Consider the following 20,365-nt stretch of genomic DNA (forward strand, 5'->3'; position numbering starts at 1 on the left):
GCGAAGCCGTAAGCTGAGCCTCCGATGAACGCTGCCCAACACGACTCGCCGCCCACCGACTCGATGCAGGCGCTGCTGGCCGAGACCGGCATGCACGCGCGCTCGCTTCGCGAGGTCCTCGCCCTGCTCGCCGCCGCGCCCCGGTCGCTCGACGACCTCATCCGGCTGACCGCCGTCCCCCGCCGCAGCGTCGAGGAGGTCATCTCCGCCGCAGGCGACGACGTCGAGTCCCGCGAGGGCACCTACCGGCTGCGGCCCGATGCGGCGCGGCGCTACCGCGAGCGCTTCGCGCTCGACGCGCTGGAGCAGCCCCCGTCGACACCGCCGGGCGCGCTGGAGAAGGTCCGCGAGTTCATCGAGTCGGGTCCCGCTCCGCTCGTCGCGCTCGACCACGTGACCGCTACCGCCGAGTCGGTGCTGCGCCGTGCCGAGTGGATGCGCGACCACTACGACCTGGACGGCGCCCGGGTGCTTTTCGTCGGCGACCACGACCTGACCTCGCTCGCGGTGGGTCTGGTGTGCCCGTCGGCGTCGGTGACCGTCGTCGACCTCGACGAGCGGGTGCTCGCCCACATCGACCGGGTCGCGGCCGAGCACGGCTTCGCCGTGCGCACCCTGCACACCGACCTGCGGTTCGGGCTTCCTCCGCAGCTGGAAGCCGACCTGGTCTTCACCGACCCGCCTTACACGCCCGAAGGCATCGGCCTGTTCGCCACGCGCGCCGCGGAGTGCCTCGCCGGGCCGCAGAGCCGGGTCCTGATCGCCTACGGCTTCAGCCCGCGCAGCCCCGCTCTCGGGCACAAGGTGCAGCAGGAGCTGCTGCGGCTGGGCATGGTCTTCGAGGCGATCCTGCCGGACTTCCACCGCTACCACGGCGCGCAGGCCATCGGCAGCGCCAGCGACCTCTACGTGTGCCAGCCGACCGCGCACACCCGCAAGCTCGCGCTGCGGCAGGCGGTCGGCATCTACACCCACGGCCCGCAGTCGGTGGAGGCGCGGGAGACCTCGGCGCCGGAGGAGTTCCTGCACGCCATCGGCGAGCGGATCGGCGCCATGGTCAGCACGCTGCGCGACCCGGGATGGACCCGGCCGGTGCAGCTCAAGGTCAGCGCTCCGGTGTTCGACCTGCGCGCCGACCCCGGTCCGTGGCTGCTGCGGATGCTGATGGCCTGCAACACCGAACGCCTGGGGCTGGTGGTCGACAACAACCACCCGGACATCACCAGCGAGGCCGCGCAGGGCGCGCTCACCGAGCTCGTCGCGCCGAAGTACGAGCTGCGCTTCCACCGCAGCACGCCCGACCCCAAGCACGCGATCGTCGTCGCCGCCGAGGTGGACGAGCCCAGCTCCCGCGGCTACCTGCTGCGCCGCGCGCACGGCAAGGTCGGCAACACCTGGCGCGAGGCGCTGATCAGCGTCTCCGAAGACCTCACGAAGCGGGAGGCCAGGGAGCTCGTCGCCGAGCGCGCACCGGTGACCGACGACCTGGACCTGCGCCTGATCGACCTGCCGCGCCACCGGTTGCGGACCCTGCTGCGCGTCGTGGACTGACGCGCGGTGGCCCCGGTCGCGGCTTCACGCGAGGAGTTTTGACGTTTCAGCTGCTGCGCGGCACGTGCAGCGGTCCCATCGACAGGATGGTGCGGAACTCCCGCGCCGGTATCGGCCGGGAGAACAGCCAGCCCTGGTAGGCGTCGACACCGACCCCGCACAGCACGTGGAACTGCGTCGCGGTCTCCACGCCCTCGGCGACGCACTGCCTGCCCATCGCCCGCGCCATGTCGACGACCGCCCGCGCGACCGCGAAGTCCGACGCGTCGCCGCCGACGCCGGAGACGAAGCGGCGGTCGACCTTGATGATCTGCGCGGGCAGGTCCTTGAGGCGGGCCAGCGAGGAGTAGCCGGTTCCGAAGTCGTCGACGGCGAATCGCACGCCCCGCTGCACCAGCTCGCCCATCGCGTGCCGGGTCCGCGACGGCAGGTCCACCAGCGCGGTCTCCACCAGCTCCAGGATCACCCGATGCCAGTCGATGCCGACATCGGCGACCACGTCGGCCACGGTGTCGACGAAGTCCGGTCCGCCGGGGACCAGGCCCGCCAGGTTCACCGCGACGCCGACCTGCCTGCCGTTGGAGCTCGGCCAGCTCGCCGCCTCCTTCAACGCGGTGCGCAGGACCCAGCGGTCCAGCTCGCGCAGCAGGTCGCCCTGCTCGGCGACCGGCAGGAACGCGTCGGGGCTGAGCAGTCCCCGGTCGGGGTGCGGCCAGCGCACCAGCGCCTCGGCGGTGACGATCGAGCCGTCCGAGCTCACCACCGGCTGGTAGTACAGGGTCAGCCCGTCGTTGTTCAGCGCGTCGCGCAGCTGGCCCTCCAGGTGCAGCTGGCGGTCCGCCGAGGCCATCAGCGCGGGACTGGCCAGCGACACCTTGCCCGCACCGCGCCGCTTGGCCTCGAACATCGCCGCGTCGGCGAACCGCAGCAGGTCCTCGCCGCCCGCGCCGCTGCCGTTGGGCACGGCGGCGCCGATGGAGGCCGAGACCCGGATGAGCTGGCCGTGCACCGGCACCGCGGTGCGCAGCAGTCCCGCCACGCGCGTGGCGAGCTGGTCGACCCCGCCGACGGTGGCGATGTCGCGGCAGATGATCACGAACTCGTCGCCGGAGAGCCGCGCAGCGGTGCAGCCGTCGGGCAGCCCGCCCTCCAGCCTCCTGGCCAGCGCGACCAGCAGCTCGTCGCCCGCGTCGTGGCCCAGCGAATCGTTTACCCGCTTGAAGTTGTCGATGTCGCAGAACAGCACCGCGACACCCTCGGCGGAGTCTGCGCGCCCGAGCAGGTGGCCCAGCAGGTCCTTGACCGCTGCCCGGTTCGGCAGCCCGGTCAGGTCGTCGTGGGTGGCCTGGTAGCGCAGCGCCTCCGCGGCGCGGCGGCGCTCGGTGATGTCCTGGAACACCACCAGCCAGAACCGGGTCCCGTCGTCCTGCACCGACAGCGCGACGTGCAGCTCGCAGTACACCGGCTCCCCGTCGGAGCGGATCAGCAGCCGCTGCGGGACCTTCCGGCGGCCGCTGCCGCGACCGCCCTGGTGCGAGGCGGTCTGCAGCCGCATCCCGTCTTCGTCGGGGTGGGTCATGTCCTGCGCGGTCATGCCGCGCAGCTGGTCGAGCCGGTAGCCGAGCAGGTCGCACAGCGCGTCGTTGGCGTCGACCAGCCGCTCGGCCTGGTCGAACAGCCCGATGCCCACCGGGGTGACCGCGACCAGGTCGGTGAAGCGCTGGCTGGACCGCTCCATGCGGGTCACCGCGGTGCGCTGCTCGGTGACGTCCTGCGCCGTGCCGACCAGCAGCGTCCTGCCGTCGGCGTCGCGGACGGCGGTGCCGTGCATGCGCAGGATGCGCACCGCGCCGTCCCCGCGCAGGTAGCGGTGCTCGACCTCGATCGGGTCGTGCTCCTCGACCAGCGGGCGCCACGCGTTGCGCACCCACACCCGGTCGTCGGGGTGGACGGCGGCGACGTAGGACTCGAAGGAGATCACCGTCTCCGAGCTCTTGCCGATGATCTCGTGCAGCATCTCGGAGAGGCGGATGTTGTCGGTTGCCGGATCCCACTCCCAGGTGCCCAGCCGGGCGACGCGCTGCGCGTCGTGCAGCTTGCGGCGCTCGTCGCGGAGCCTGCGCTCCAGGTAGCGGTGCTCGGTGACGTCCTGGACGGTGCCCTGCAGCCGCTCCAGCCTGCCGTCGGTGCCGTACTCGGCGCGGGCGGTGCACAGGTAGACGCGGCTGCCGCCGCGGTCGCGCAGCTCGACCTCGATCAGGCTGCCCTCGGGGATCCGGCGGATCTGCCGCTCGAAGTCCTTGGCCTTCTGCCGGTCCTCCGGGTGCACGGCGTCGACCAGGTCGGCGGGGTTGCCGGTGTCGGTGGCTCCGGAGGCGGCGAACAGCTCCTCCAGCACGGGGCTGCGGTAGAACTCACCGGTGCCTGGGTAGTAGATCCAGCTGCCGACCTTGGCCATGCGCTGCGCGTCGATCAGCCGGGTGCGCTCGTCGCCTGCCGGAGCACCGGACTGCGGGACGGGATCGGCCGCCACCAGATCCGAGACGTCGACCAGCACGGTTACGCGCAGCCGTTCGTCCTCCTCGTGCGACCAGCTCACCGGGCGGACCGACACCTCGCCGTCGCGGCCCTTGAGCTTGGCGACGGGGCCGTCGCCGACGACCAGGTCGGTCAGCCTGCGGCCGATCAGCGCGGCCGGGGTGGTCTCGCCGGCCAGCCGCACGGCCTGACCGGTCGCCCGCACCACGACGCCCTCGGCATCGGTGAGCAGCGCGGGGGCGACGGGCATCACCAGGGCCTCGGCCTCCCATTCGAGTCCACCGTCGACGTCGAGCACACCGGAGGCACGTCGGATCCTTTCGCTCCGATCGGTCAACAGCACCCCTCCTGCGTAGCGGCCGCGTTCCGCGGGCACACCACCGGCTCGCGCCAGCACGCCGCGAACGAGTGACCGGAACCACAGCGAACTCCGGAGCCGACCTTACCGGCATGGACCAGTGGTCCATGCCACGGTGCAGCGCAACTCACGTGTGGCTACCTTCCGGACACGTTTCGGCGGTCGGGTGTGCCCTATTGGGTGACTAACCGCACTCACAATGATGACGCCGAAAGGAAAAAACGGTTGCCAGGTCACCCGATTCCAACCGCGGTCACGCAGGCGACAGGGCCGAAGTCTCACCACTTCGGGTGAACACTTCGGCCCTGCCTATCGCCCATCCAGGTCAACGCGGAGCTCGGGTGACCTCCGCGAGCGACCGGTCAGTTCGGAGCGACGCCGTCCTCCCGCGCCGCCCGCGCCACCGCGGCGGTGACCTCGGGAGCGACCCGCGGGTCCAGCGGGCTCGGGACGATGTAGTCGGCCGAGAGGTCGTCGGCGGCGACCGCGGCGATCGCCTCCGCCGCCGCGACCTTCATCCGGTCGGTGATCATCCGCGAGCCGGCCTCCAGCGCACCCCGGAAGATGCCGGGGAAGGCCAGCACGTTGTTGATCTGGTTCGGGAAGTCGCTGCGGCCGGTGGCCACGACCGAGGCGTGCCTGGCGGCCACGTCGGGCAGGATCTCGGGGTCGGGGTTGGACAGCGCGAACACGATCGCGCCCTCGGCCATCGTGCTGATCTCCTCCTCGGAGATCGTGCCGCCGGAGACCCCGACCAGCACGTCGGCTCCCTTGATGGCGTCGGCCAGCGCGCCGGTCACGCCGCGCGGGTTGGTGTAGCCGAGCAGCTCCCGCTTGATCGGGGTGAGGTTGTCGCGGCCCTCGTGGATGACCCCGCGCGAGTCGGTCACGATGATCTCGCCGACCCCGGCGGTGTGCAGGATCTTCGCGCACGCCACACCGGCCGCGCCGGCACCGGCGATGACCACCCGCAGCGAGCCGAGCTCGCGGCCGACGACCTTGGCGGCGTTGGTCAGCGCCGCGAGCGTCACCACGGCGGTGCCGTGCTGGTCGTCGTGCATGACCGGGCAGTCCAGCGCCTCGATCAGCCGCCGCTCCAGCTCGAAGCAGCGCGGCGCGGCGACGTCCTCCAGGTTGACCGCGCCGAACGACGGGCGCAGCCGGACCAGGGTCTCCACGATCTCGTCGACGTCGGTGGTGTCGAGCACCAGCGGGATCGAGTTCAGCCCGCCGAACTCCTTGAACAGCGCGGACTTGCCCTCCATGACCGGCAGCGAGGCCCGGGGGCCGATGTCGCCGAGGCCGAGCACCGCGGTGCCGTCGCTGACCACCGCGACCAGTTGCTGGGTCCAGGTGTAGCGGTCGGCGAGCGACGCGTCGGCGGCGATGGCGCGGCTCACCTTGGCCACCCCGGGGGTGTAGGCGATCGAGAGGTCGCGGGCGCTGGTCAGCGGGGCGGTGACGCCGACGCCGAGCTTGCCTCCCTCGTGGGCCTGGAAGATCTCCTGGTCGGTCAGGTCCGACCCGGTACCGCTGCTCGCGGTGCGGTCGTTCACGGTGGTCACGGCGTCCCTCCTGTTGCCATGGCCTGAGGCGCGGAGTCCCGGCTCCGTTCCTGGCGAATGGGCGGCGAAGTGCCGCCCGGGCGAAGAACCCGGCAGGCTCGGGCGGTACCGAGCGGGCGGGCGTCTCGAACTACCGATTCCGGCCGTCCTGGTGCGGACAGCGGCTCGGCGGACGCTGCGGTCGGGCCAGTGTGGCAGGTGGCCCTGCCACTGTCAGCGATCGGGATCACACCCCACCAGCCTCTTCAACATTTTGTCAATTGGGCTGCGGGGCCTGCGTGGCGCCTGGTGCCCCGCGCGAGATGCCCCGGCGTCCTTGCCGGATCAACCCGCGAGCACCCGGACCGATTCCCGTGCGCGGTGTCGGGATCATCCGAACCGGCCCTTTAGTGATACCGAAAAATTCTCGCCCTGTCGCAGCGATTTTCCAAGAACACGCCAGAGAACTTGACGGAAACAGAAATCTTTTGCCTAGTTCTTGATCTGTTGCCCGAAATGCCGGAAAAACTCGGCGGGACACCGTCACCCGAGTGGACCAGCCTCACCTGCGATCACCGGCACGGGCCTGCACCCGGACATGTCGTGCGCGCGCCAACCCGCCTGCGCGCGCGCCGAAGCACCGACCATAGGCTTTTCGACCGTGCAGGCACGTCAACTTGAGATCACCGGCGCGTTCGAGTTCAGCCCGAGGTCCTTCCCCGACCACCGCGGGCTGTTCGTCGCGCCCTACCAGGAAGCCGCGTTCGTCGAGGCCACCGGGCACGCGCTGCGGGTGGCCCAGACCAACCACAGCGTCTCGGCTCGCAACGTGGTGCGCGGTGTGCACTTCTCTGATGTGCCACCGGGCCAGGCGAAGTACATCTACTGCGCGCAGGGCGCCCTGCTGGACTTCGTGATCGACATCCGCGTCGGGTCCCCGACCTTCGGCCGCTGGGAGGCCGTGCGCCTGGACTCCGCCGAGTACCGCGCCGTCTACCTGGCGGAAGGTCTCGGCCACGCGTTCGTGGCGCTCACCGACGACACGGCGGTGGCCTACTTCTGCTCGACTCCGTACAACCCGTCCGCCGAGCACGGCATCAACCCGCTCGACCCCGACCTCGGCCTGCCGTGGGGCGACCTCGACGGCGAGCCGATCCTGTCCGCCAAGGACCGCGAAGCCCCGAACCTGGCCGAGGCCGCCGCGTCCGGCCTGCTGCCCGACTACCAGGAATGCCTCGCCCACTACGAGAAGCTGCGCAGCGAGTAGGAACGTGCGGGCGGGGATCTCGTGCCGCCCCGCCCGCCGCGCTCAGAAGTCCTCGGACAGCACCCGGTCGACGTTGCGCTCGGCGAGCGCGGTGATCGTGACGAAAGGGTTCACGCCGGTCGATCCCGGGATCAGCGAGCCGTCGGTGACGTAGAGGTTGCGGTATCCCCGCACCCGCCCGAAGTCGTCGGTCGCCTCACCCAGCACGCAGCCGCCCAGCGGGTGGTAGGTGAACCGGTCCTCGAAAGCCCGGCTGTCGCCGAACATGTCGTGTCGGTAGACCGTGCCGTTGGCCCGGTTGATCCGGTCGAAGAGCGCCTTGGCCGCCTCGACCGACGGCCGCCCCTGCGAGGCCGACCAGTGCAGGCGCACGGCGTCGGCCGCCGGGTCATAGCTGAAGCCGCCGCGTTCGGGATTTCGCGTGATTGCCAGCGAAAGGCTGGTCAGCAGTTCGATCCCGGCGGGCAGTGGCGCGATCTCGGCGAACACCGGGTGCACCGGGTCGTCCCAGTTGTCGATGCCCAGCGCCGGCATCCCCGACTGCACCGAGCCGGTGCGGTCCCAGCCGTGCAGCGCGCGGCCGAGCATCACGTTGCCGTTGGTGCCCCAGCCCTGGCCGACGGAGTCCGCGAGCCGCGGCAACACACCGGTTTCCCGTGCCCGCACCAGCAGTTCGGTCGTGCCCATGCTCCCCGCACCGAGGAACAACCAGCGGCAGCCGATCTCGGTGGTGCCGAGCGGGTTACCGAGCTCGTCGATCCGCTCGACGGTCAGCACGTAGGTGCCGTCGGGTTCCTGGCGGATGCTCCGGACGCGGTGCAGGCTCTGGATCGTCACGTTGCCGGTGCCGACCGCGGCGGGCAGGTATGAGCGGTCCAGGCTGCGCTTGCCGTGGTTGTTGCCGTAGATGACCTCCGAGGAGAGCGCGGACTTCGGCACCTCGCCGCGCTCCTCGCGCCGCATGTAGCCGAAGTCGTAGACGTTGGGCACGAACGTGGTCCGCAGGCCCGCGCGCTGGGCGTGGCCCCGCGAGACCCGCGCGTACCGGTAGGACTCGCACTCCTCGAACCACGCCTGGTCGACGGTGTTCACCCCGAGCATCCGGTTGGCCAGCGGAAAGAACCTGCCGTACATCTCGTCGGCGTCCACCCGCGGCAGGATCTCCTCGAAGTAGCCGCGCTTGGGCGTGACGGCCATGCCGCCGTTGACCAGCGAGCCACCGCCGACACCGCGTCCTACGTAGACCGACATGTCGCCGGGGTGCATGCGGTCGAGCACACCGGCGAAGGGCTTGATGTCGCGGTTGACCAGGTCCATCCAGAGCAACGACGACAGCGGCGCCTCGGTGCGGGTCTTGAACCACATCGCGCGGTGGTCCGGCTCGAGCATCGAGCAGAAGATGGCGCCGTCCTCGCCCGCCCGGTCCCACAGCCTGCCCATCTCCAGCACCAGCGTGGGCACGCCCGCCTCGCCCAGTCGCAGCGCGGTGGCGGCCGAACCGTAGCCCGAACCGACCACCACCACCGGTACGAAGGGACGCTCGGCGGCGTCGGCGCGACCGAGGGAGACCGCGCCCAGACCGAGTACCGCCGCCGACTGCATCGCGGCCATGCCGAGGAAACGCCTGCGGGTCACCGAACTAGTCATGGCAGGTGATCATGCGTTGCGCCGCGCCCCGCGCCCAACCGGCGCGAAGGATTTTCACGTAAACGTTGTAAACCTGAGTGAACGGGTATCACTCACCGTATCCGCCCGGGCCGCGGCCACAGCCGCCAGCCGACCACGCCCAGCACCTCGGCCGGCCCCAGCTCGCGGGAGTCGGTCGAGCCGAAGGCGTTGTCGCCCTCGACGTGCCAGCCACCGCCCTCGGCCCGCACCGCGCGCTTCACCGAGAGCTGGCCGGGACGCCGCTCCCAGCGCACCAGGACCACCGCGCCTGCCCGCGGGCGGGCGCGCAACCGCAGCAGCACGACGTCGCGGTCGCGCAACGTCGGCACCATCGACGGCCCGCGCACCAGCAGGCGCCGCCACGGCCATCGGCCCAGAACCACCACGGCTCCCATCCTGCCCCTCCCGCGGCGCGGTCCACGTCGCGGGAACAAGATCCACGGTGGGCACGACGGGCAGAACGCGAGGCGGGTATCCGGTAGGGTCCCTGCTGTCGGAGCATTCACTGTCAGGGAGGAATGATGCGGCTACTGTCGCGAATCCTCAGCCCGCGTCTGGAGGCGACCGCACACTGCGATCTGCCGTGCGGCGTGTACGACCCGGCTCAGGCCCGGATCGAGGCTGAGTCCGTAAAGGCCATCCAGGAGAAGTACCAGGCCAACGAGGACCAGGAGTTCCGCACCCGGGCGATCCTGATCGCCGAGCAGCGGTCCGAACTGGTCAAGCACCACCTGTGGGTGCTGTGGACGGACTACTTCAAGCCGCCGCACTTCGAGAAGTACCCGCAGCTGCACGAACTGGTCAACAAGGCCACCAAGGCCGCCGGTGCCACCGGGACCAAGGGTTCGATGGACCCGGCCAAGGGCCAGGAGCTGCTGGACTACATCGCCGAGATCGACAAGATCTTCTGGGAGACCAAGCAGGGCTGAGGCCAGACACACGAGGAAGACGCCGGCCAGCGGAAGCATGTTCCCGTTGGTCGGCGTCTTTTCTTGTCTCCCGGTGTTGTCAGACGGCCTGTGGACGGCCTGAAAACGACCACTGTGGACGGCTAGGAGAAGCTCTCGGACGGCAGCATGCCCTGCGACGAAGCCTGGCCTGCCGAACGGGTGCAGCTGTTCGAGACCTGGATCAACGCAGGCTGTCCGCGCTGAAATCCGGTGGGATCAGACGCCCGCTTCGCGGATGGGGAACTGCTCGCGGGCTCGATCCACTGCTCGTGTGCACAGCAGGCTCCGCCTTGATGTACCTCGCCAAGGTGGGCTGATCCGTGTGAAGATCGGCCGGTTGAGCTGGTTCCCTGCGCCGGGGAGGTCGTGTGCGCGCTCCGAGATGGCTCGTGCTGAAGGCGGTGCCGATCCTGGCCGCGTGCGCGACCTTGCTCGGATGCGGCGCGCAGGAGGTCCAACGACCCAGCCAGAGCGACACGTTGCGCGCCTACCAACCCCGTTTCGATGAGGTGCGGCGCAAGCTGGTCCAAGTCGAGTCCCTGTTGCCGGCTGGGAGGGCCGGTGAGGACTCCTGCGATGCCAAGCCTCCGCTGAGCCCGATGTTGAACTACCAGGGCGGCTCCGTCGGGACGAATGATCGGGCCGGCAACAACACCGAGGTCGTCATGGAGCCGGCGCTCCAGGCCCCTGACACCGTTCTGGTCGACAACGTCGACGTCTTCGCCTACGACGGCGCGACAGAGCTGGTGCAGTCGTTGCGTTGGACCGGCCCGCACGGCCCGCTCGGGGAGGACCGCTTCACCCTCAACCCACCAGCCCCGCAATGGGAAGAACGCCACGACCGTGAGCTGCGGGCCACGCTGGAGCAGGGGCTGAGCACCCAGTACCTGGTGGTGCTTCGCGTCGCCGAGTACAGCCCACCCGAGTCCGGCGACGGACGGACGAAGCCCCTCGGCTATTCCGGCCGTGTCGTGCTGGACGGCTTCGTCGTCGACCTGCGGCAGCTCAAGCTGCTGTGCCGGTTCACGGCCGGGGACGAATACTCCGGACTGGCCGTCATCAACATCCGGCCGGGACAGGGTTGGGCAAGCCGTATCTACGAGGAGTTGCAGCAGGGCGCCGGATACGAGATCGCCGGGAAGCTGGGGGCGTTGACGGGAGGCACCGCCGAACCTCCGCAGCAGTGACATGTCCTGATCCGAGGGCAGCATGTCGTTGCTGCCACCCCGGCCGCTCACCATTCTTGGTGTCGTGAGCAGTCACGACGTTGCGGTGGTGGTGTACGACGGGGTCCAGCTCCTCGACGTGGCCGGGCCCGTCGAGGTCTTCGACGGCGCGACACGGGCGACCGGAGGCGGGTACCGGGTGCGGGTGCTCTCCCCCGGCGGCCGGACCGTGCGGGCGGCCTCCGGCGTCCGCCTCGGCGCCGACGCCGACCTCGCCGACACCGCGCTGAGCCCCGACACGCTCGTCATAGCGGGCGGCGTGGGATTCAGCGACGCGGTCGGCGATCCCGAGGTGGTCGGCCACGTCCGCAGGCTGGCCGCCGGGGCGCGTCGCGTCGCCTCGGTGTGCACCGGAGCGTTCCTGCTGGCCGAGGCAGGACTGCTGCGCGGCCGCAGCGCCACGACGCACTGGGCGTACTGCGCCGAGCTGGCGCGGACCTACGAGGACGTCACCGTCCTGCCGGACTCGATCTACGTCCGCGACGCCCCGATGCTGACCGCGGCGGGCGTGACCGCCGGTATCGACCTGGCGCTGGCGATGGTCGAGGACGACCACGGCGCCGAGGTCGCGCGCACCGTCGCGAAGTGGCTGGTGGTGTTCCTGCAACGCCCGGGCGGGCAGTCGCAGTTCAGCATCTGGAACCAGAGCCGCCCGGTGCGTGACGAGGCCCTTCGCGAGTTGCTCGGCGACATCGCCGCCCACCCCGCGGGAGACCTGAGCATCACCGCCATGGCCCGGCGGATGTCGATGAGCGCCCGCCACTTCAGCCGCCTGTTCACCCGCGAGGTCGGCACCAGCCCCGGCCGCTACGTCGAACGCGCCAGGGTCGAGGCAGCGCGCTCCCTGCTCGAGGCAGGCCACCGCGGCGTGGCCCGCCGGTGCGGCTTCGGCAGCGCCGAGAGCATGCGCCGCGCGTTCCTGCGCGAGCTCGGGGTGCCGCCGGCCGCTTACCGGGACCGGTTCCGGACCGCCAGTTGAGAGGAAAACCGAGATGACCGAGCAGAAGACCGACATCGCGTTCGTGCTCTACGAGAACATGACCGCGCTCGACCTCGTAGGCCCCTACGAGGTGCTCTCCGCCGTACCGTCGGCCACCGGCCACTTCGTGGCCGCGACGCGCGACCCGGTGCGCGCCGACAACGGCCTGACCGTCCAGCCGACCACCACCTTCGCCGAGCTGACCCGACCCGATGTCGTCGTGGTGCCCGGCGGATCCGGGTGGCGCAACGCCCTCGAGGCCGCCGACCTGATCGCCTGGCTGGCCGCCGTGCACCCGGCCGCGACGTGGACGACGTCGGTGTGCACCGGCTCCACGCTGCTCGCCAAGGCCGGCGTCCTGGCCGGGCGGACCGCTACGACCCACTGGGCCTGCCGCGACGTGCTCGCGGGCCTCGGCGTCGAGGTGAGCACCGACCGCGTCGTCTTCGACGGCGACGTGGTCAGCGCTGCCGGCGTGTCGGCGGGCATCGACATGGCGCTGCGACTGGTCGCGCGTGCCTGGGGCGAAGATGCCGCTCAGCGCATCACCCTGGGCCTCGAGTACGACCCGCAGCCGCCGTTCGACACCGGGTCCCCCGACAGGGCCCCGGCCGAGATGGTCACCGCCCTGCACGCGGCGGTGAACGCGCTCTGACGCGGCTACGCTCACGACGTGACACGTCCTGAGCACCGCGTCTACCTCCTGCGGCACGGCGAGACGGAGTGGTCGGGCAACGGCAGGCACACCAGCCGCACCGACATCCCGCTCACCGCCAACGGCGAGCGGCTCGCGCGCCGCGCCGGCCGCACCCTGGCCTCGCTGGGGCTGGTCATGCCCGCACTGGTGCTGACCAGCCCGCGCGAGCGCGCCCGGCGCACCGCCGAGCTCGCCGGACTGCGCGGCGCCGCCACCGAGCCGCTGCTGGCCGAGTGGGACTACGGCGACTACGAGGGCCTGACCACGCCGCAGATCCGCGAGAGCGTGCCGGGCTGGACGGTGTGGACGCATTCGTGCCCGGCCGGCGAGTCCGCCGACGACGTCACGGCCCGCGCGGACAAGGTCCTGGCGCGGGTCCGCCACGCCGAGTCCGACGTCGTCCTGGTCGGCCACGGCCACTTCAGCCGCTCGCTCGTCGCCCGCTGGCTCGGGCTGCCGGTCACCTCGGGCGTCGGCTTCGCGCTCGACCCCGCGGGCGTCGCCGTCCTCGGCCACGAGCGCGGCGCACCCCAGGTCGTCCGCTCCAACATCCCCGCGTGGCAGGATTCCGGCGACTGAGGGAGGTAGCCGGAACATGATCCGCAGGGTGACCGAGACCGACGTGCCCGCCGTCGTCGAGCTCGTCCACGACCTGGCCCGCTACGAGCGCGCCGAGCACGAGTGCCACCTCACCGAGGGGCAGCTGCGCGAAGCGCTGTTCGGCCCGTCGCCCGCCGTCTTCGGCCACGTCGCCGAAGTGGACGGGGCGGTCGGTGGCTTCGCGCTGTGGTTCCTGAACTTCTCGACCTGGCGCGGCGTGCTCGGCATCTACCTGGAGGACCTCTACGTCCGCCCGGAGCACCGCGGCCTGGGGCTGGGCAAGGCGCTGTTGCAGACCCTGGCGCAGGAATGCGTGGCCCGCGGCTACGCGCGCCTGGAGTGGTCGGTGCTGGACTGGAACGAGCCGTCGATCAACTTCTACAAGGCCGCCGGGGCCATCCCGATGGACGAGTGGACCGTCTTCCGGTTGACCGACGACGCGCTGCGCTCATTCGCGGGCTGAACACGGGACCGGTTGAGCTAACGAAGTGAGGACCGTCCGCGTCGCAGTGGCGGCCTTCACTGGCCCTGCGCCGCGGACGGGAGGAGCGCACCGGCCAGCCGGCGCACACCCGGGCCGCGCGCCCGGAGGTCAGCTCTCGCGGTCGGCGTCCGGCGCGGGACTGGAGTAGAACGACCACGCCCGGCCCTCGCGGTTGAACATGAACCACAGGACCGCGACGGACGGGGCCGCGATCGCGAAGCCGATCAGCGGCTGCCCGGACGGCCCGATCGCGTACCAGGCCGCGCCCAGCAGCAGGAGCTGCAGCAGCATCGCCGGGGTGCGGGCCCAGTGCTTGCCCCGCACGAGCCCGATGCCCGCCGCGAGCACCGCGGCCGACAGCACGGTGTAGTACCCCGCCTCGCCGTAGGTGGAGCGGCGGTCCAGCTCACCCACGCCGCCGAGGTCCACGGCCGCGCCGCGGACCACCAGGGCGGTGGCGAAGACCAGTCCGGCCACCGCCTGCAGGGTGGTGATGACGCCGGCGATGCGGATGGATCGCGGGGCTGCTTCGGTCGGCACGACGCCATCGCCCTTTCGACAGAAAAAGTCCGGTCACTCTACGTGTGCGCCCACGATGGTAATACCGCCCGAACGTCGCATGGCCGTCGCGGGGTCGGGGAGCAATGATCGGACCTATGGCTGGTGCGGCGGTCGAGGGTCACGGGGTGCCCGCGCGTTCCGCCACTCGCCCGGCCGACGCCGATCCGTCCACGCCAGGTGCGTTCCGGGGTTGCGCACCTGCCGCGGATCGGCCCCTGGTGGTAGTCGACGGCGAGGCGCACCGGTGGCCGGTGTCTCAGCCCGCCGCAACCACCGCCGCCGGGCTCGGCCCGGCGAGGTCGTACCGCAGCGGACGGAAGGGGGTCCGCCGGTAGGAGACCGATCGCGCGGACGCGGACGCGTCGCCCGTCGAGGTGTCACCTAGGCTTCGGGTGTGCGTGCCGTTCTCGTCGTCAACCCGCAGGCGACCTCGACCACCGCGGCGGGCCGGGATGTGCTGGCGCACGCGCTGGCCAGCACGCTCAAGCTCGACGTCGTCGAGACCCGCTACCGCGGCCACGCCGCCGACGCGGCGCGCGCGGCGGTGGTCGAAGGCGTGGACCTGGTGATCGCGCACGGCGGCGACGGCACCGTGAACGAAGTGGTCAACGGCATGTTCTCGGCAGCGCCCGCCGGCACCGCGCCGATGCCGACGCTGGGTGTGGTGCCCGGCGGTTCGGCCAACGTCTTCGCCAGAGCGCTCGGGCTGCCGAAGGACCCGGTCGAGGCCACGCACCGGCTGCTGCGCGCGGTGGAGACCGGCAGCGGCCGCTGGGTCGGGCTGGGCCGGGCCAACGACCGCTGGTTCACCTTCAACGCGGGCGTCGGGTGGGACGCCGACGTGGTCGCCGAAGTCGAGCGGTTGCGCGCCGGCGGCCGGGAGGTCAGCCCCGCGCTGTACGCGCGCATCGCCCTGGCCTGCTACTTCCGCGTCGCCCGGCACAAGCCGCTGATCAGCGTGCGGGTCGACGACGAGGAGCCGGTGGCCGACCTGCACACGGCGTTCGTCACCAACACCGACCCGTGGACCTACCTGGGCCCTCGCCCCGTGCGGATGAACCCGGAAACATCCTTCGACACCGGTCTCGGCGTCTTCTCGCTGCGCAGCATGGATGCTTACTCTGTGTTACATCATGTAGCGCAGATGCTGCGCGGTAGAGCGAAACCACACGGTAGAAACTCATTTCGGCGTGCGGACGTGGGTCGTCTGCACGTAACCTGTCAGGAGCCGTTGCGCCTGCAGGTGGACGGCGACAACCTGGGCGAGCGCTCGGTCATCGAGTTCACCTCGGTACCGGACGCCCTGCGTGTCGCCGTATAACTTTCTCGCAACGGATGGTCGTCGTCGGCGCGTGGCCCCGTCCGCTGCCGATGATCAACCGAAACCCCAGGTCAAGACCTATCGATCTTTCAGGTGAGTTCCCTCACCGCTGGAGATCGAACCCTTGACATCACGGCAGTTCGTGAAAGCATTCACAAGCACACGGACTCCGTGAAAGCATTCACAAACACCCCGAACGAAACTATCGGCACGCACGGGCGTGCCTAGCGAGGAGCAAGGAACGATGGACTGGCGCCACGATGCGGTTTGCCGTGACGAGGACCCGGAACTGTTCTTCCCCGTAGGGAACAGCGGTCCTGCGCTCCTGCAGATCGCCGAGGCGAAAGCCGTTTGCCGGCGCTGCCCGGTTGCCTCCGAGTGCCTGGCCTGGGCGCTGGAGAGCGGCCAGGACGCCGGTGTCTGGGGCGGCATGAGCGAGGACGAGCGGCGTGCGCTCAAGCGGCGCAACTCCCGCACCCGGGCCCGCACCAACGCCTGAGGTAGCGCGTCCCGTCGGAAGCGTAACGGGTCGGCCACGGTCCACTGGCCGACCCTCGTGTTCCGGCCCCGGCCCCAACGGCTGTCGCGTAAGACGAAGAACCCCGACGAGAAGAACCCAGGTCGATCAGCGTTGATGTCGGCCGCGCCCGCCTCGCGAGCAGCGAGCCCGGTGCGCACCGACCGATCGGCCACCGGCACGCCACCCCGCATGGACGTGCCAACGGACATCGACGCACGCGCCGGTCAGCGGCGGTACTTCAGCGGAACCCTCAGCACGGCTTCGGTTCCGCGTTGACGCCCCCGACCACGCAAGCTCAACGATCCTCGGAGCTCCGACTCCACGAGGGTCCGCACGATCTGCAGGCCGAGGCGTTCGGCGCGCTCGAGGGAGAATCCCTTCGGCAGGCCGCGACCGTCATCTGAGATGACGACGTCCAGCCAGCGCGCCGAACGCTCCGCCTGCACCACGACCTCTCCGCCCTGCCCTTCCGGGAAGGCGTGCTCGAAAGCGTTCTGCACCAGCTCGGTCAGCACCATGACCAGCGGTGTCGCCAGTTCCGCCGACACCACCCCGAACCGGCCGTCCCGGCGGACCTTCACCCCGGTCTCGGCGGCCGCGACGTCGCTCATCATCGGGATCACCCGGTCCACGACGTCGTCGAGGTCGACCCGTTCGTCCACCGACATCGACAGCGTCTCGTGGACCAGCGCAATCGACGTGACCCGCCGCACCGACTCCTCCAGCGCGAGCCGCGCCTCCGAGTTGCCGGTGCGCCGCGACTGCAGGCGCAGCAGCGCCGCCACCGTCTGCAGGTTGTTCTTGACGCGGTGGTGGATCTCCCGGATCGTCGCGTCCTTCGACAGCAACGCCCGGTCCCGCCGCTTGACCTCGGTGACGTCGCGCACCAGCACCAGGGCACCCGCCTGCTGGCCGCGCGGGTGCAGCGGCAGCGCCCGGAACAGCACGGTGGCGCCTCTGGCGTCGGCCTCCATCCGCAAGCTGGGCTGTCCGCCGTTCGCGCGCCGGATGCGCTGCGACACCTCGTCGGCGTCGAACGGATCGGTCAGCAGCGACCGGGTCAGCGGCGCCAGCTGGGCGCCGACCAGATCCGACGCGTGGCCCATCCGGTGGTAGGCCGACAGGGCGTTCGGGCTGGCGAACACGACCGAGCCGGAGGAGTCCAGGCGGATCAGGCCGTCTCCGACACGCGGACTGGTGTGCACGTCGGGCGAGGGCTCCGGGGTCGGGAACGTGCCGTCGGCGACCATCTGGCACAGGTCGGCCGCGCTGCCCAGGTAGGAGATCTCCAGCGGGCTCGGCACCCGCGGCACCGCGAGGTTGGTGTCGCGGCTGAGCACCGCGACGATGTCCCGGCCGTGCTTGACCGGGATCGTCTCCCGCCGCACCGGCACCCCCAGGTGCCAGCGCGGGTCCTCCTCACGGCAGATCCGGCCCTCCACGGCCGCCCGCCGCAGCTGCGGGTGCTCGTCCTGGGTCACCTCGCTGCCGACCACGTCTTCCGGGTGCGCCGTCGGCGCCGTCGTCGGACGGGCCTGGGCAACGCACAGGAAGCGCGACTCGGGCGCGTCCTGCGGGCCGACATGCACCCACATGAGGAAGTCGGCGAAGGACAGGTCGGAGAGCAGCTGCCACTCGGCCACCACGAGCTGCAGGTGGTCGGCCGCGGCCCCGGACAGGCCGGTGTGCTCGGCGAGCAGGTCACTGAGCGTCGACAAAGATCATCCCTCGACGACGGCGATGAGGTCGCCTTCCTGCACGGCGTCGCCGGGCCGCACGACCAGCCGGCTCACGACGCCTGCCGCTTGGGTGAGGACGGGGATCTCGGTCTTCATGGACTCCAGCACGACCAGGGCGTCCCCGCCGCTGACGTGGTCGCCCTCGGCGACCCGCACCGCCTTCACACCGGCGGCCACGTCAGCGCGGATCTCATCCCGCTCGGCCATCAGTTCCCCTCCTCGACAGCGGGGCCCGGTGGGCCCCAGACAAGGAAACCACGTGGCGGGGCACCGGCAAGCGGCAGGTGGGGCCATGTCAGACTTGACGAGCTGGCCCAGCTCGAGCCGTCGGCCCGGACGCCTTGCGACGTCCACGCGGTGCGCGGGCTGGTCGAGACAAGCCGTTGACCACAGACCGAGGGAGTTGCCATGGGCAAGCGGGCCCGCAAGAAGAAGGACCGGCGCAAGAACAAGGCCAACCACGGCAAGCGCCCGAACAGCTGACCGCGGCGCTCACGCCACGACAAGCGCGGAAGGGCCCCGAACCTGCTGGTTCGGGGCCCTTCCTGCGTCCGGCTCATCGGCGTCGTCTACTCCGCCGACGAGGTTTTCCTCGTGCGCACTTCCACGGAGGTGCCATCCGGGCCATGCTCGACGGTGACCTCGGCCTGTCGGAGCACCGTCTCGCGGATCGACGCACGCAGCCGGTCGCGCAGCTCCTTGGGTGCGTGCTCACCGCTGCACTTGCGGTGCAGCAGCGCCTTGATGTGCTCCTCGAGGCCGTAGTGCTCCAGGCAGCTCCCGCAGTCGTCCAGGTGGCGCTGCAGGATCGCGCGGCGCTCGCGGTCGCACTCGTTGTCCAGGAACAGCCACACCTCGGCGAGCACGTCGTCGCAAGAGGTGTGCTCTCGCTCGCCTCTGCTCATGAAGTGCTCACCTCCCGCTTGTTCTCCCGCAGGAACCCGCGGTCGCGTGCGACATCGGTGAGCATGTCGCGCAGTTGCCTGCGGCCGCGGTGCAGCCGCGACATGACGGTGCCGATGGGGGTCCCCATGATCTCGGCGATCTCCTTGTACGCGAAGCCTTCGACATCGGCAAGGTAGACGACCATGCGGAACTCTTCGGCGAGCTGCTGCAACGCGTTCTTGACGTCAGTGTCGGGGAGCCGGTCCAGCGCTTCCACCTCAGCGGAACGCAGGCCGCTGGAGGTGTGGTTCTCCGCCTGCGCGAGCTGCCAGTCGGCGATCTCGTCGGTCGGCTGCTGCTGCGGCTGGCGCTGGCGCTTCCGGTAGCCGTTGATGTAGGTGTTGGTCAGGATCCGGTACAGCCACGCCTTCAGGTTGGTGCCCTGGGCGAAGGACTTGAACGCCGAGTACGCCTTGAGGTAGGTCTCCTGCACCAGGTCCTCGGCGTCGGGTGCGTTGCGGGTCATCCGCAGCGCCGCACCGTAGAGCTGGTCCAGCAGCGGCATCGCGTCGCGCTCGAACCGTGCGGCGCGTTCGTCCTCGGTCTCCTCGACCTGTCCGTCTGCGGAAACCGTCTGGTCCGGGCGCTGGTCCTCGGCAGTGTCGAGCTGCCCAGCGTTGCTCGGCGGCTGGGGGGTGCTAGGCACCTGGCTCCTTTCCCGTCGCCAGGACTTGGTGACAACTGGCGACGAACCCATGCGGTCCTGCGCATGGCTCGGCTTCGAGGATACGCGGCGCGCCCCGGGCCCACTCGTGGACGAAACCGGCTCCGCACCTGGTCGGTCGAGTACGCAAGTGTTCGTCTGCTCTGTTGGCACGCCCGATCCAACGCGCACCGGGCGGGCGGTTATTCCGCTTCACGGGTGCCTCCGATCACCCTGGCCGCACCGCGAAACCCGGTGGCGGGCGGCTCTAGGGTTGACCCCATGGCAGGCAAGGGCACCCCGGCTACCGCGCTGCTGGCCAAGCAGCGTGTTCCGCATCACGTGCACGCTTACGAGCACGACCCGCGCGCGGAGTCCTACGGACTGGAAGCCGCCGAGGTGCTCGGGCTGGCACCGGAGCGGGTCTTCAAGACGCTGGTCGCCGAGGTCGACGGGCGGCTGGCCGTGGGTGTGGTGCCCGTCACCGGGCAGCTCGACCTGAAGGCGCTGGCCGCCGCCTGCGGCGGGAAGAAGGCGAAGATGGCCGAGATGGCCGCCGCGGAGCGGGCCACCGGCTACGTCGCGGGAGGCATCTCGCCGTTGGGGCAGAAGAAGCGGCTGCCGGTGGTCGTCGACAGCTCGGCGAAGGGCTTCGACACCATCTACTGCAGCGCCGGGCGGCGCGGCCTGGAGATCGAGCTCGACCCGTCCGACCTGGTGCGCCTGCTCGACGCGCAGATAGCTGAAATCGCCGCCTGAGGCAGCCGACCGCAC

The 20,365-nt window shown here is 70.7% G+C and carries 21 protein-coding genes; 12 read left to right on the forward strand and 9 right to left on the reverse strand.

The features are described 5' to 3' along the window. Nucleotides 1-24: 24 nt before the first annotated feature. Entirely contained in the window at nt 25-1,551 is a 1,527-nt protein-coding gene (locus tag HUO13_RS32145) for a bis-aminopropyl spermidine synthase family protein (RefSeq protein ID WP_211898672.1), read from the forward strand. 46 nt (nt 1,552-1,597) lie between these two features. On the opposite strand, the gene HUO13_RS32150 is transcribed toward HUO13_RS32145, so the two are convergent. Both HUO13_RS32150 and HUO13_RS32155 read right to left on the reverse strand, forming a co-directional pair. Continuing rightward, complete coding sequence (locus HUO13_RS32150; RefSeq protein ID WP_211903306.1) at nt 1,598-4,387, reverse strand: sensor domain-containing protein; 2,790 nt, start codon at nt 4,385-4,387, stop codon at nt 1,598-1,600. A 422-nt stretch (nt 4,388-4,809) separates the two neighbouring features. Then, nucleotides 4,810-6,012, reverse strand: a complete 1,203-nt coding sequence (locus HUO13_RS32155; RefSeq protein WP_211898673.1) for an NAD(P)-dependent malic enzyme — start codon at nt 6,010-6,012, stop codon at nt 4,810-4,812. A gap of 640 nt (nt 6,013-6,652) precedes the next feature. Here HUO13_RS32155 and HUO13_RS32160 point away from each other — a divergent pair. Then, nucleotides 6,653-7,258: a dTDP-4-dehydrorhamnose 3,5-epimerase family protein gene (locus tag HUO13_RS32160; RefSeq protein WP_211898674.1), complete on the forward strand. Its 606-nt coding sequence runs from the start codon at nt 6,653-6,655 to the stop codon at nt 7,256-7,258. Between the two features lie 42 nt (nt 7,259-7,300). Here the strand turns inward: HUO13_RS32160 and HUO13_RS32165 are convergent, their stop codons facing one another. Together HUO13_RS32165 and HUO13_RS32170 are read right to left on the reverse strand one after the other, a co-directional pair. Continuing rightward, nucleotides 7,301-8,905 carry a GMC oxidoreductase gene (locus HUO13_RS32165; protein WP_211898675.1) on the reverse strand — a complete coding sequence of 535 codons (1,605 nt, stop codon included), beginning with the start codon at nt 8,903-8,905 and terminating at the stop codon, nt 7,301-7,303. A gap of 92 nt (nt 8,906-8,997) precedes the next feature. Beyond that, a complete protein-coding gene (locus HUO13_RS32170; RefSeq protein WP_211903307.1) occupies nt 8,998-9,312 on the reverse strand; it encodes a S24 family peptidase in 315 nt (104 codons plus the stop codon). Between the two features lie 135 nt (nt 9,313-9,447). Between HUO13_RS32170 and sodN the strand changes: the two genes are divergently transcribed. From sodN to HUO13_RS32200, 6 genes are all read left to right on the forward strand, one after another. Beyond that, nucleotides 9,448-9,855 carry a superoxide dismutase, Ni gene (gene sodN, locus HUO13_RS32175; RefSeq protein ID WP_009949693.1) on the forward strand — a complete coding sequence of 136 codons (408 nt, stop codon included), beginning with the start codon at nt 9,448-9,450 and terminating at the stop codon, nt 9,853-9,855. Between the two features lie 389 nt (nt 9,856-10,244). Further along, complete coding sequence (locus tag HUO13_RS32180) at nt 10,245-11,063, forward strand: hypothetical protein (RefSeq protein ID WP_211898676.1); 819 nt, start codon at nt 10,245-10,247, stop codon at nt 11,061-11,063. A gap of 22 nt (nt 11,064-11,085) precedes the next feature. Next, nucleotides 11,086-12,081, forward strand: coding sequence for a GlxA family transcriptional regulator (locus HUO13_RS32185; protein WP_432757789.1), 996 nt, complete (start codon nt 11,086-11,088; stop codon nt 12,079-12,081). Nucleotides 12,082-12,094: 13 nt separating this feature from the next. After that, complete coding sequence (locus tag HUO13_RS32190; RefSeq protein ID WP_211898677.1) at nt 12,095-12,736, forward strand: DJ-1/PfpI family protein; 642 nt, start codon at nt 12,095-12,097, stop codon at nt 12,734-12,736. An 18-nt stretch (nt 12,737-12,754) separates the two neighbouring features. Then, nucleotides 12,755-13,357, forward strand: a complete 603-nt coding sequence (locus HUO13_RS32195; RefSeq protein WP_211898678.1) for an acid phosphatase — start codon at nt 12,755-12,757, stop codon at nt 13,355-13,357. Nucleotides 13,358-13,373: 16 nt separating this feature from the next. Beyond that, nucleotides 13,374-13,841 carry a GNAT family N-acetyltransferase gene (locus HUO13_RS32200; protein WP_211898679.1) on the forward strand — a complete coding sequence of 156 codons (468 nt, stop codon included), beginning with the start codon at nt 13,374-13,376 and terminating at the stop codon, nt 13,839-13,841. A gap of 129 nt (nt 13,842-13,970) precedes the next feature. Here the strand turns inward: HUO13_RS32200 and HUO13_RS32205 are convergent, their stop codons facing one another. Then, nucleotides 13,971-14,402 carry a hypothetical protein gene (locus HUO13_RS32205; RefSeq protein WP_211898680.1) on the reverse strand — a complete coding sequence of 144 codons (432 nt, stop codon included), beginning with the start codon at nt 14,400-14,402 and terminating at the stop codon, nt 13,971-13,973. Between the two features lie 415 nt (nt 14,403-14,817). Between HUO13_RS32205 and HUO13_RS32210 the strand changes: the two genes are divergently transcribed. Both HUO13_RS32210 and HUO13_RS32215 read left to right on the forward strand, forming a co-directional pair. After that, complete coding sequence (locus HUO13_RS32210) at nt 14,818-15,744, forward strand: diacylglycerol/lipid kinase family protein (RefSeq protein WP_211898681.1); 927 nt, start codon at nt 14,818-14,820, stop codon at nt 15,742-15,744. A 244-nt stretch (nt 15,745-15,988) separates the two neighbouring features. Further along, nucleotides 15,989-16,243, forward strand: coding sequence for a WhiB family transcriptional regulator (locus HUO13_RS32215; protein ID WP_009949684.1), 255 nt, complete (start codon nt 15,989-15,991; stop codon nt 16,241-16,243). A gap of 245 nt (nt 16,244-16,488) precedes the next feature. On the opposite strand, the gene HUO13_RS32220 is transcribed toward HUO13_RS32215, so the two are convergent. Then, a complete protein-coding gene (locus HUO13_RS32220; protein ID WP_211898682.1) occupies nt 16,489-17,982 on the reverse strand; it encodes a PAS domain-containing sensor histidine kinase in 1,494 nt (497 codons plus the stop codon). Between the two features lie 3 nt (nt 17,983-17,985). Next, on the reverse strand, nt 17,986-18,210 hold the full coding sequence (locus HUO13_RS32225) for a biotin/lipoyl-binding carrier protein (RefSeq protein WP_211898683.1): 225 nt from the start codon (nt 18,208-18,210) through the stop codon (nt 17,986-17,988). 201 nt (nt 18,211-18,411) lie between these two features. Here HUO13_RS32225 and HUO13_RS38460 point away from each other — a divergent pair, with 201 nt between their 5' ends. Next, on the forward strand, nt 18,412-18,486 hold the full coding sequence (locus tag HUO13_RS38460; protein ID WP_372448851.1) for a 50S ribosomal protein bL37: 75 nt from the start codon (nt 18,412-18,414) through the stop codon (nt 18,484-18,486). Between the two features lie 86 nt (nt 18,487-18,572). Here the strand turns inward: HUO13_RS38460 and rsrA are convergent, their stop codons facing one another. Both rsrA and HUO13_RS32235 read right to left on the reverse strand, forming a co-directional pair. Beyond that, complete coding sequence (gene rsrA / locus HUO13_RS32230; protein WP_211898684.1) at nt 18,573-18,908, reverse strand: mycothiol system anti-sigma-R factor; 336 nt, start codon at nt 18,906-18,908, stop codon at nt 18,573-18,575. After that, entirely contained in the window at nt 18,905-19,594 is a 690-nt protein-coding gene (locus tag HUO13_RS32235; RefSeq protein ID WP_211898685.1) for a sigma-70 family RNA polymerase sigma factor, read from the reverse strand. Before HUO13_RS32235 ends, rsrA begins: the two co-directional genes overlap by 4 nt. 279 nt (nt 19,595-19,873) lie before the next feature. On the opposite strand from HUO13_RS32235, the gene ybaK reads away from it, so the two are divergent. Then, on the forward strand, nt 19,874-20,350 hold the full coding sequence (gene ybaK / locus HUO13_RS32240) for a Cys-tRNA(Pro) deacylase (protein WP_211898686.1): 477 nt from the start codon (nt 19,874-19,876) through the stop codon (nt 20,348-20,350). Nucleotides 20,351-20,365: the final 15 nt, after the last annotated feature.

The organism is Saccharopolyspora erythraea (assembly GCF_018141105.1).
Lineage (GTDB): Bacteria > Actinomycetota > Actinomycetes > Mycobacteriales > Pseudonocardiaceae > Saccharopolyspora_D > Saccharopolyspora_D erythraea_A.